The sequence below is a fragment of the Petrachloros mirabilis genome (genome assembly GCF_975968855.1).
On record NZ_CDLUDY010000158.1, the window covers coordinates 1 to 10945 of the forward strand.

A 10945-nucleotide genomic window follows, 5' to 3' on the forward strand; every position below is an offset into this window, starting at 1 on the left:
GCATAGGGGAACTCTGCCTGGGGGTACTTGTAGAGAAACTTCATGTAGGAATGTGTCGGAGTGGAATCGAGGTAAAAGTAATAATCCTTCACGTCTTCGCCGTGATTACCCTCGTTGCCGGTTAGCCCGAAAACCCGCTCCTTGAGGATAGGGTCCCGGCCGTTCCAAAGAGCGATGGCAAAACAGATGTATTGGTGACGGTCGCACATTCCGGCGAGGCCATCTTCGTTCCAACGATAGGCGCGGGAACGGGCGTGGTCGTGCGGAAATGATTCCCAGGCATTGCCGTAAGGACTGTAATCCTCGCGCACTGTGCCCCATGCCCGTTCACTTAAATAGGGGCCCCAACGTTTCCAATGTTCCTTTCGCGCTGCGTCTGCTTCAAGCCGTTGCTGCTCAGCCAGAAGTGAGTGAAGGGATGGGACAGCAGATGGATCTTCGGTAGCCATACGACTCCTTCTGAAAGTGTCTTACAGGATTTGAGTCGTTGGGAGGCAGTAGAACTTACATCAGGCTAGTACCGAGCTCCTGCCGTCGTCAAGCGGAGGCGATAGACGGAGGATCCGCCGGTAATAAATAGCGTCCGGCCATCCTCACCCCAAGCTACGTTCGAAGTCGGTTGACCGGTTTCAATCGTCCCGAGCAATGTACCGTCCTGGGCAATGACACTAAGTCCTCCCGGCCGGGCGCCGAAGATGTTGCCATGCTGATCGATTTTGAATCCGTCCGGCCCGAAGAACGGATCTTTTCGCCAGGGGGTAGCATCGAAGAAGACGCGCCCGTTCGTCAGGGTCCCGTCGGGCTTCACTTCATAGGCCAACCAGCCCGCTCGTTTTGGATCGACGTCGGAGACATATAACGTTTTTTCATCCGGTGAAAAGGCGATCCCGTTCGGTGCTTTGATGTCTGAGATAAGACGAGTGACGGTTCCGTCTCTTCCCACCCTGTAGACACCTTGTACAGGGGCCTTTTGCGGGTCATCAAAGACGCCGGGCAGTCCGAATGGAGGATCGGTGAAATATAAGTCTCCATTGGATTTGAAGACCAGATCATTCGGGCTGTTGATCCGATATCCGTCAACATGAGTCGCCAGGGGCGTGACCCGGCGATCCGGCTCCAATCTCCCGATCTGGCGGTCGCCGTGGCGGCACAAGACAAGCCTCCCCTCTGCATCAAACGTCAATCCGTTGGAGCCGGGCTCTTTCCCGGGGAAAGGCACCGATCCGCTATAGCCGCTGTTCTCGAGAAAGGGGATCACTCCCTTGCCGGGTCTCCACTGATAGACAGCGTTCGCCGTAATGTCGGAAAAAAGCAGATACCCGTCTTGTTTGTGCCATACGGGTCCCTCAACCCAAGTGAATCCATCGGCGATTCTCTCGAGCTTGGCATCCTTCGGCACGAGCCGATCAAATCGAGAATCAAGGCTGATGATGGTGGCGGAGACCATCTCGGCCCACACGGCAGAAACATGGAGCAGAGCCAACAGTATAACTACCGTGGCGAGTCGTACACAGGCGGAAATCATGGACGCACTCCGGCGATATTCATTCTAAGGCGATAGATTCCGGTAAGCGCGGTAACGTAGAGCGTTTTGCTGTCATCATCGCCCCAAGCCATGTTGTGGGGATCTTCCGGACCCTTGATAAGACCCAGCTGTTTGCCTTCAGGTGAAATGATCCAGAGGCCACCGGGTCCAGTCGAATAGACGTTGCCTTCCTGATCGACCTTCAATCCATCGAGTGCATCGTCGCCTGGCGCATTCGTCATATCGAAAAACAGCCGGCCGTTCGAGAGCGTGCAATCTTGATTCACGTCGTAACGCAAGATCACTTTACGTTTGTCATTCCAATTGTTCACGTAGAGGGTCCTCTCGTCCGGCGAGAGGGCGATGCCATTCGGCGCATCGAGATCGGTGCTGACCAACTTCACATCACCTTCTTTCACACAATAGACGCCGCTGTAGGGTAGTTCCTTGCGAGAATCGTCGAAGACCTTCGGCAACCCGAATGGAGGATCGGTAAAGAAGAGCGATCCGTCGGAGCGATAGACGAGATCGTTTGGACTGTTCAGATGTCTTCCCTCATAACGGTCAGCCAGCACCGTGACATTGCCGCGGGGTTCGACGCGAATCACGCGGCGGTTGCCATGTTGATTGATTGTGAGGCGGCCCCTCTTGTCCAACGTCAATCCATTGGAGCCTGGTTGATGATATTCACCAACGTTGAATCCGCTATAGCCGCTCTTGGTTCGAAAGACGGATACCTGCCCTTCAGGTGACCAACGGTAGATCGTATTGGCGTTGGGGTCGCTGAAGAGGAGATATCCCGGTGTGTTGGCGGTGGACGGGACCCAGACGGGCCCCTCGGTGAAGAGAAAGCCACCAGCGAGTTTTTCTAGACGGGTTCCTGGCGTCACGATACGGTCGAGTACTGGATCGGTTTTCACAATCTCGGTCTTCACAAATTGAGTTGGCCCAATCTGGCTGCTCTTGTAAAAATCGAGCGTAGCGGACCGGACCCAAATGAAATTTCCAGGCGGATTAGACAGCGGCCCGTTGATGCCGAAGACGGCGAGTTGAATCTTCTGGCCGGGTTTGGCGCTGCGGGTGATGACTACGCGATTCGGCGCATTGAACCCTTTGATGAGCTGGCCGCCTGGCTGGCCCAAGACGAGCGGCAGTTTGCCGTCCACCCAGACTTCCGCATAGTCGTCGATGGAAATCTCGAAGACGACAGTCGAGCCGGTTGCATCGAATGAGCCGATCTTGTCGGGAATCGTTATGCTTGTCCGATACCAGTTGAAGCAAAGGCGCCCGCTGGAGCGCCGCTCTTCGAGCTGGGCTGGTGTGATCTGCTCCCACTTCGAATCATCGAAGTCTGCGGAGCCGGCATGCACATCGATGTCCTGCGTACGGTTCGGCGGACCGGATGGCCCAAGGTCTGTTCCAGGACTGTGATGATCGACGTCAACGACCTTTGCGGTATGGGATCGCCATTGTCCCTTGACCACAGCTATGCCTTCATCAGTCATCAGATCCACGATCGCATCCGGCTTCCCGCCCGGCGCATCAGTGGTCACCTGTCCGTGCGACCATGACACGCAAAACAGTGATAGGATGCTTGCCAACAACACCGATGTCTTCATCTTCTTCCCTTCTTTATGCCCTTCGGACAGAATCACATTCTTCTTCGGGCTGCTCGGAGCGTCCTCAACTACGTGCATCCAACGAGGATGTTTCGAGATCTTACGTAGTACAAGCTCAGAGCCCAACTCAACGACCGCTACCGCACCTTGACGACGTAATAATCGAACGGCGCTTCCACTTCTTTGAACCAATGCGGCACGCCGTTGGGAATAATCACAACATCACCGGGGACAAGCGTCCGGGCTTCGCCGCCTTCGACGGTGGGCGCACGGAATTCGTGGGGCGCGATTGTCTTCGTTCCGACCGGTGTGCCACCGGTAATAAGCTTGGCCGATCCCTTCAAGACGTAAACAATGTCCGTGTCGAACTCGTGGATTTCCACGACACCGGGCTTGTCCCGATGGCTCGCGTGCACCATATAGTTCCGTGACGCATGCATCATGTTCTCATCTTCGCCGACCAGGACCGCGCCCTTTGTAAAGGAAGCCGCGACTGTTTGGCTTTCAATGTAGGTGACGGGGAAGGGGCTGCGGCCGTTTCTCATGTGGGCCATATCCATTGAGCCGAGGGCCTTCGCGCCAACGATGGCTAATTCCTCGTCCTGCTGTGCGCTCGCCGCTCCGCTGACGCCGATCGCGCCGACAACTTTGCCTTCCCATTCCAGGGGAACGCCGCCTTGCAGCGGGGTGAAGTTCTGGAGATCGCCACCGAGCGTCACCATCGAGGTACGGCCTCCCTTGATGACATCTTCGAATACTTTGGTCGGCTTCTGGAAAAGGGCCGCGGTGCGAGCCTTGCCGATGGCGATGTTGGCACTCGCGGCAAAAGTTTGATCCAATCGTTCGAGCGCTAGTAGATTTCCGCCTTCATCGACGACGGCAATTGAGCCACCCGGTGCGCTGACGCGTTTGGCTTCTGCCACAGTTGCTGCAATGACCTTCTTCGCTCCGTCGAGTGTGAGGCCTTGCTTGTCGGAGACCGATTCGGCATATGTGACAGAAGCCAGTAAGACCATCACCAGGCCTGAGATTGTAGGTGTGAGGTATCGCATGAGCCTTCTCCTTGTTCTCAGTGTGCGGCGGCTTCAATGGTTTGCATTCAGGATCTCCTAAAATGCGGGTGTCTGGAGAATGGCGCCTCCGAGGCTCCTATTTGTTGAGCGAAGTCGCGACGGCAGCGCCGGCAAAAGCAATGCTCTCGTCCTGTTGCGGTGTCTCTCCGCTCACACCGATCCCGCCGATGACTTTCCCCTCGACGATGAGCGGCACGCCGCCTTGCAGTGCCACTGCACCGTGGAGAGCCAGTGTCGACACGCGTCCGTTTTTCACCTGATCTTCGAATACCTTGCTCGGGCGTCGATAAATCGCAGCCGTACGAGCCTTGTCGATGCCGACATTCACGCTTGCAAGTTGTGTGTCGTCCAGTCGTTCCAAAAGCAAAAGTGACCCGCTCTCGTCGACGATGGCAATGACAACCCGAGCACCTTCCTCTTGCGCCTTTCGTTCGGCCGCCGCCGCAATCTTCTTGGCAGCCTCGAGCGTCAGAGCTTTCTTTTCTAGAAGCTGGCCTTTTGCGGTTGCCGCAACCAAAAGCACGATGGTAACGGCGAGCATTTTCCACATCGTAATTCCCCTCCCTGCCATTCAGCTGTCAGCCTCCAAACTCTTGGAGAAGTTGAAGGCCGACTGCTGATGGACAGACGTCAGTGACTCATCGCCATGCTGTCGTGCTTCATGCCACTGTCGGCTCTCATCTCGTTGCGCATCCGTTCGCCGGATGCTGTCATGATGGGCTTCGGGAATGACGCTTCGCCCAACAACACTTCAGCGAATGCGCACCAGATCTGCACCTTGGCCACGTCATGAACGTAGGCCGGTAGCGCGATCGTCCGGTTCTGCTTGTCGCCTTTGATGGCGAGGCGATTCAAGAGATAGACGTTCCCTTTCGTGTCGACAACCTGCCAATGAGGCGCGGGAGTGTCCGGGATCTTAAAATCCTCCGACCATGTCAGCGTGTCATTGGCCCCGGACCGCGCATGACTGGCGGTGCCGCTGTTGGCCTTCACGCCTTCAAACTTGCTTGTGGTGTGCAGGTCAGCGGCAAATCCGCTTGACGCCGCGAACAACCCTATGGCTCCAACCATGGACAGCAGGCCCGTCTTGAACCATGACTTCGATCGCATAACTTCCTCCTTAGTGAATGTGTATTAGAGTGAGCTTCTGGCTGGAATTTCTCAGCCTGGCGCACTTGTTTGGCTTTGATCCTTGGTCGTGGAGCTGAAGGACTTCTTACAGAAGCGGGCAAGAGCGGTGGTCCATCGCTACTCGTTCCAATGGTAAGGTATTGGATATTTTGGCAGGGACAGGGCAGCGGTTAGAATATGGTGCGCTCGGCAGGAATCGAACCTGCGACCTGCGGCTTCGAAGGCCGACGCTCTATCCAACTGAGCTACGAGCGCACGACGCTATTTCAAACACTTACAGTGAGAGATTGTCAAGAAAAACGATGGCGAGCCGATTCAACGCGCGCCGGTGGGATGGAACAACTCGAGGAGGGTGCTCGCAAGTTGTTGAATAGATCGTCCATCAGTAGACAGTACGTGATCGGCGGCGGCCTGGTATTTTGGAGTTCGCTCACGGAGCACGTCTTCGATCTCCTCGATGAAAGATTTTTCACCTGTCAGTGAGGGGCGCTGGGTATCGCCGCCAATGCGGCTAGCAATCGTGTCAACTGATGCGGTCAGCCAGAACAGCGTCCCGTTCCGTTTGAGAACCTCAACGTTGCCTTGCCTTAGAATTGCCCCTCCACCCGTGTCGATCACCAGATTATCTCGTCCTGCCAATTCCCGACAGACATCGGACTCCAGGTCGCGAAAATACTCCCATCCTTTCTCTTGCACAATTTCTGGAATCGATCGCCCCGCGCGTTTGACGATCTCCTTATCAGTCGAGACGAGTTCCCGGCCAAGGCGTTTCGCCAGCACTTTCCCAACCGTGCTTTTCCCTGTTCCGCGATATCCGATGAGCACGAGGTTCATGAAAAACGGGCTTCCAGGACGGTCCGCATGACATCGGTGGGGGCCTGCCGGTTCGTCCACAACTCGAATTGCGCAGCAGCTTGATGGAGGAACATTTCCAAGCCGGGAATGACTGTGCAACCTCCCGCCTTGGCATCTTTGAGCAATTGGGTTTCGCGTGGATTGTAGACGATGTCCATTACGGTGAGTCCCCGATGCAGGAGCCGCGGAGGCACACAACTGTTTCCTACCTTGGGTGACATCCCAATGGGAGTACAGTGGATCAGCACCTGAGAATTCCCCAGCACCTGCTTCAAGCTATCTTCATTGAGCTGTGCATCATGAACCGACAGCGCAGTTCTTGAACGCAGATCGTCGGCCAAGGTCTTTCGCTCCTGCTCATCAATCCCGAGAAGATCCAATCGCTCGATGGCTCCCTCCGCTGCCAATGCAAACGCGATGGCTCGTGCCGCTCCACCCGATCCAAGCATGACGACCCGCTGCCCCTTTACCGCTGCGCCACCATCACGGAGAGCGCGCAATGCACCCGTTGCATCGGTGTTGTATCCGGTCAAGTTGCCCTTATTGGAGACGATCGTATTAATCGCTCCAATGTGACGAGCCGTGGATTCGACCTCATCGAGAAACGGGACAGCCGTCACTTTGTGAGGGATGGTCACGCTGGCACCGCGGAAATTCCCCAAGGCTCGGAGCCCCTTGATCGCGTCACCGATCATTTCCACTTGCCAGGCCAGATAGACGAAGTTGAGACCCAACTTCTGAAATGCGGCATTGTGAATAGCGGGGGAGAGAGAGTGCTCTACCGGGTTGCCGATGACCCCGCAGAATTGTGTGCGCGCGTTGATATCCATCTGTGTTCTTCCAGACGTCTACCTATTTATGGATAGCCGATTACCCTATCCTTTATAGACGGTCATCCCTCCGTCGATACGAAATGTTGCACCCGTGACCCAAGTTGCCTCATCGGAAGCCAAGTACAGAATCAAGTTGGCGATCTCATCGGCCGAACCGGGCCGTCTGATCGCATATTGCGTAAGGATGGGTTGGAGCCGGTCCTGATCTGCCATCAACGGAGCTGCCATCGGCGTATCGACCAAACCGGGATTCACCACATTGCAACGGATTCCATCCTGTGCGTAGTCCACCGCTACGGCGCGTGTCAGCGCATCAAGAGCGCCCTTGGACGCCGTGTACGCCGGAAGACCAGGGATACCGACCAGACTCGCCACGGACGACACATTGATGATCGCACCACATCCTTGTTTCATCATCTGCGGGACGATGGCCCTCGTCATGCGAAACACGCCGCTCAAATTGACGTCCAACACATTGTCCCACGTGGCGTCGTCCGTTTCGTGAAGGCGTTTGCCAAAATCCCCGATCCCGGCATTGTTGACCAGGATGTCAATTCGTCCGAAACTGTCGAGCGCCTTCCTCGCGACATCTTGGACATGCGCCTCGTCCGTTACGGATCCGGTCACGCCCAGCGCTTTGCCCTTGTCATGCCGAATAACACTTACGACTCGATCGAGTTCTTGTTGCCGACGGCCTGTCAGCACAACCGCCGCTCCCTCCTCGGCAAATCGTTTTGCCACGGCCTCACCGATTCCTGCATTACCTCCGGTGACGACGGCGACTTTTCCTTCCAATCGATTCATCGCGTGTCATCCCTTCCTGTCTCAACGGTGTCCGCATCGTCAGGCTCCGGTTTGGTCGCGCGGCCTGACGGGAAGAATCCCGCCTCGACTTTTCTCGCAACAGTCAAAAAACCGGAGTGAGCAACCATGCGGTGATCCGGTCGAACACTGCGACCCTGAATCGACCAGGTTCGTAACAGGGTTTCGAACGTTTCTATCATCCCGAACTGTGTCGTCCGTTCAAGGGCCTCCACTGTTTGTTGGACTTGCGGCACGGTCGGCACAAAGCTCAGATAAATTCCCCCGGACCGTAAGACATGCACCGCGTGGGACACGACCCGCCATGGCTCCGGAAGGTCCAGTACCAGTCGGTCATACGGTATCCCGTCGTCGAGCAGATCGATTCCTTCGTAGACATTCTTTCTGAAGGGATGAAGATTCGGGACACTACCCATATACCGTTCGATATTTGTCATGGCTGTTCGCGCAAAATCCTCACGGGCTTCATAGGTCACGACAAGACCACGTGGGCCGACAGCCCGTAACAGTGCCATGGTCAGTGCCCCGGATCCGGTTCCCGCTTCGAAGACCCGTGCCCCAGGATAGACATCGGCCCACATCGGAATCAGCGCAAGATCCTTTGGATAAAGCACCTGTGCGCCGCGCGGCATTTTGAGGACGTATTCTCCGAAAGTGGGACGTAGCGCGATCATCGATTTGCCGCCCGACAAAACCACGATCGAACCATCCGGCTTGCCTATTAATTCATCATGGTCAATCTTGTGGCCGCTCAGTTGATACCGATCGCCTGCTTTGAGCGTGAGCGCGTAGTGACGCCCTTTCTGATCTACCAAATGTATCCGCTCACCGTTCTGAAGTTGCGACATGGGACGCCCATTCTAGAAGCGCCTGATAGGGTTTTCAACCGCGCGGCGAGTTCTTCATTGCGAGGCACGCGATTTCGCGACGATTGTGACTCGTCAGCTGTTGTCACACACTCGACATCGTCTCAGTGTGGCAAATCAGCGCCAATCCTCTTTCAGAACCTACACAGCCGCAGCACGATTGCCTCAAACTTCATGCCTCCTTTCTCATTAATGAATTTTAATAGTCGCGCATTTTCAGTGCGATCCGCTCACCTTCCCTCTCATGATCCATCCAGCATGGGACTTGCTCCGTATATACCAGTACAGACTGCGCGCGCAGATTTATTTATTGTGGATGAATCTTTTCGGCGAGCTATTGCCTCTCATGAAAGTAGGTCTATCTGTGTGCGGTAGCCTGTAGGACCGTGTGACGGTTGTGTCAGAGGAGGAATGATCTCATGAAAAACGACTTGTTCACTTCCGAAAATACGCCCAAGAAGTCGCCGCCGCTGAAAGACACCGATACCGATCATTCGGAAGACAGCGACCTCCTGGATATGATCGGCCGGGACTCGACGGAAGGCGAAACAAGAAAAGACACAGGCAAGGCAGCTAAGCGTCAGGCCTTAGGGAACAGCCCCTTCCTGCTCGAGTCGCTGTATTTTCAGTCCTTCGGCGAACGAGCTCTTTTGACCCGAGAGGAAGAGACTGCGCTGGCCAAGCGCATCGATCAGGGATCGACCGTGATCAAAAAGACCCTGCTCAATGTGTCGAGACAATTGTCGCGTGCACGGCGCTCTGATGGTGTTCAAGAAGCGCAACAGACCATCCAGATGGTACGGCGCCTGAGCGGGTTGTCTGCCACCGCGCTGGATAAGGTCGAGGAAAGCTTGCGCAGCCTTATCAAGATGGCCAGCGGTCCACGAAAGTTACCGGCCTCGGTCATTAAGCAGCTGAAGTCGTCGCTCGCAACTGTACGACAGGCACGAGCCAGCCTCGAGGAGGCGAAGGATGAGTTGGTCCGCTGCAATCTCCGCCTCGTCGTTGACGTCGCAAAACACTACACCCACCGAGGTTTGACCCTTTTGGATCTGGTCCAAGAAGGCAACATCGGCCTCATGAAGGCGGCAGAGCGATATCAATATCGTAAGGGGTTCAAGTTCAGCACCTACGCCACGTGGTGGATCAGACAGGGGATTACGCGAGCTCTTGCCGACCAGTCTCGAACTATTCGCATTCCGGTACACCAGACGGAAGCATCTCACCGGATCCAGCGAGTAACGAGGCGATTGGGACAACAGCTCGGCCGGCCTGCCAAGCTTGAAGAGATCGCCAGTGTGCTCCGGATGAGGCCTGAGCGGTTGCATGAGACGGTCCAAGCCTTTCAAGAGCCGGTGGCGTTGGAACATCCGGTCGGAGACGGCGGAACGGAATTCGGGGAGCTTCTTCCAGATTCGCAGGCCGTGCCACCGGATGCCCATGTGCATCGGACAGAAATGACGAATCAACTCGACCGAATTCTCGAGACCCTGACGCCGCGGGAACAAACGGTGATCCGCCTGCGATTCGGAATCGGATATGACCAGCCTTCAACGCTCGAACAGGTTGGCCAAAGCCTGTCCGTTACCAGGGAGCGAATCAGGCAAATCGAGGCAAAGGCGCTGAAGAAACTGAAAACTCCGGCCATCAAGGAAATGTTTGCCGCGATTCAGTAACGCTCTTCGGTAAGAAGAGACGCGATCACATTAAAGGGGGCGGGGAGCGATCCTCGCCCCCTTTGTGTTTGTCGAACGCTTTTCCTGCACAAGTAAGTTATGCGAGAATGGGTACGACTGATCAAATGAGGCTCATGAACGCTCAGCGGATAGCTCGACCCATCTTTCTTCTCTCGGTCTTCTTCCTCTTCTCCTCCTTTGCCACCCACTGGATCTCGTGCGCGACAGCAGCCGAACAAGATAAATCTCTCACGGTTCCGGACGTCGTCAAGAAGGTGCGCCCCTCTGTGGTAACCATTCTAACACGCGGCGTGCCGGCAAGCCCTTCCCAGGCACAGTCGGGCTCGGGATCCGGAGTTATTATCGACGAAAGCGGCTACATCCTCACAAATAACCATCTGGTCACCGGCACGAAAAGCATCGTGGTCGGACTGGCAACGGGCCGACTGACTCCTGGTCGCGTGGTCGCACGGGATTTCTTGCTCGATCTCGCGCTGGTCAAGATCAATGCAAAAGATTTGATTCCCGCGACGCTCACTCCTGTA

Annotated in this window: 11 protein-coding genes, 1 tRNA gene and 1 pseudogene; 2 read left to right on the top strand and 11 right to left on the bottom strand. The window is 55.8% G+C overall.

Annotated features, from left to right (window positions below; all coding sequences use genetic code 11):
- From ACWVCN_RS06300 to ACWVCN_RS06350, 11 genes and pseudogenes are all read right to left on the bottom strand, one after another.
- A pseudogene (locus ACWVCN_RS06300) lies at positions 1-449 on the bottom strand (MGH1-like glycoside hydrolase domain-containing protein); the annotation flags it as partial.
- Between the two features lie 65 nt (positions 450-514).
- Positions 515-1525, bottom strand: a complete 1011-nt coding sequence (locus ACWVCN_RS06305; RefSeq protein ID WP_455244709.1) for an SMP-30/gluconolactonase/LRE family protein — start codon at positions 1523-1525, stop codon at positions 515-517.
- The gene (locus ACWVCN_RS06310; protein ID WP_455244710.1) at positions 1522-3144 is read right to left on the bottom strand and encodes an SMP-30/gluconolactonase/LRE family protein; all 1623 of its coding nucleotides are present in this window, start codon (positions 3142-3144) and stop codon (positions 1522-1524) included. Before ACWVCN_RS06310 ends, ACWVCN_RS06305 begins: the two co-directional genes overlap by 4 nt.
- A gap of 137 nt (positions 3145-3281) precedes the next feature.
- Entirely contained in the window at positions 3282-4196 is a 915-nt protein-coding gene (locus ACWVCN_RS06315; protein WP_455244711.1) for a heme-binding protein, read from the bottom strand.
- Positions 4197-4293: 97 nt separating this feature from the next.
- Positions 4294-4767, bottom strand: coding sequence for a GlcG/HbpS family heme-binding protein (locus ACWVCN_RS06320; protein ID WP_455244712.1), 474 nt, complete (start codon positions 4765-4767; stop codon positions 4294-4296).
- 80 nt (positions 4768-4847) lie between these two features.
- Positions 4848-5327 (bottom strand): hypothetical protein, encoded by a 480-nt coding sequence (locus tag ACWVCN_RS06325; protein WP_455244713.1) that lies wholly within the window; start codon positions 5325-5327, stop codon positions 4848-4850.
- 199 nt (positions 5328-5526) lie between these two features.
- Positions 5527-5603, bottom strand: a tRNA-Arg gene (locus ACWVCN_RS06330).
- A gap of 60 nt (positions 5604-5663) precedes the next feature.
- Positions 5664-6182 carry a shikimate kinase gene (locus ACWVCN_RS06335; RefSeq protein WP_455244714.1) on the bottom strand — a complete coding sequence of 173 codons (519 nt, stop codon included), beginning with the start codon at positions 6180-6182 and terminating at the stop codon, positions 5664-5666.
- Positions 6179-7033: a shikimate dehydrogenase gene (locus ACWVCN_RS06340; protein ID WP_455244715.1), complete on the bottom strand. Its 855-nt coding sequence runs from the start codon at positions 7031-7033 to the stop codon at positions 6179-6181. The genes ACWVCN_RS06335 and ACWVCN_RS06340 overlap by 4 nt, the downstream gene beginning before the upstream one ends.
- A 45-nt stretch (positions 7034-7078) precedes the next feature.
- A complete protein-coding gene (locus ACWVCN_RS06345) occupies positions 7079-7840 on the bottom strand; it encodes an SDR family NAD(P)-dependent oxidoreductase (RefSeq protein WP_455244716.1) in 762 nt (253 codons plus the stop codon).
- The gene (locus ACWVCN_RS06350; protein ID WP_455244717.1) at positions 7837-8706 is read right to left on the bottom strand and encodes a tRNA (adenine-N1)-methyltransferase; all 870 of its coding nucleotides are present in this window, start codon (positions 8704-8706) and stop codon (positions 7837-7839) included. Before ACWVCN_RS06350 ends, ACWVCN_RS06345 begins: the two co-directional genes overlap by 4 nt.
- Positions 8707-9143: 437 nt before the next feature.
- Between ACWVCN_RS06350 and ACWVCN_RS06355 the strand changes: the two genes are divergently transcribed.
- Both ACWVCN_RS06355 and ACWVCN_RS06360 read left to right on the top strand, forming a co-directional pair.
- The gene (locus ACWVCN_RS06355) at positions 9144-10400 is read left to right on the top strand and encodes a sigma-70 family RNA polymerase sigma factor (RefSeq protein ID WP_455244718.1); all 1257 of its coding nucleotides are present in this window, start codon (positions 9144-9146) and stop codon (positions 10398-10400) included.
- Between the two features lie 134 nt (positions 10401-10534).
- Positions 10535-10945, top strand: a 411-nt coding sequence (locus tag ACWVCN_RS06360) for a S1C family serine protease (protein ID WP_455244719.1), incomplete at its 3' end; no start/stop codon positions are given.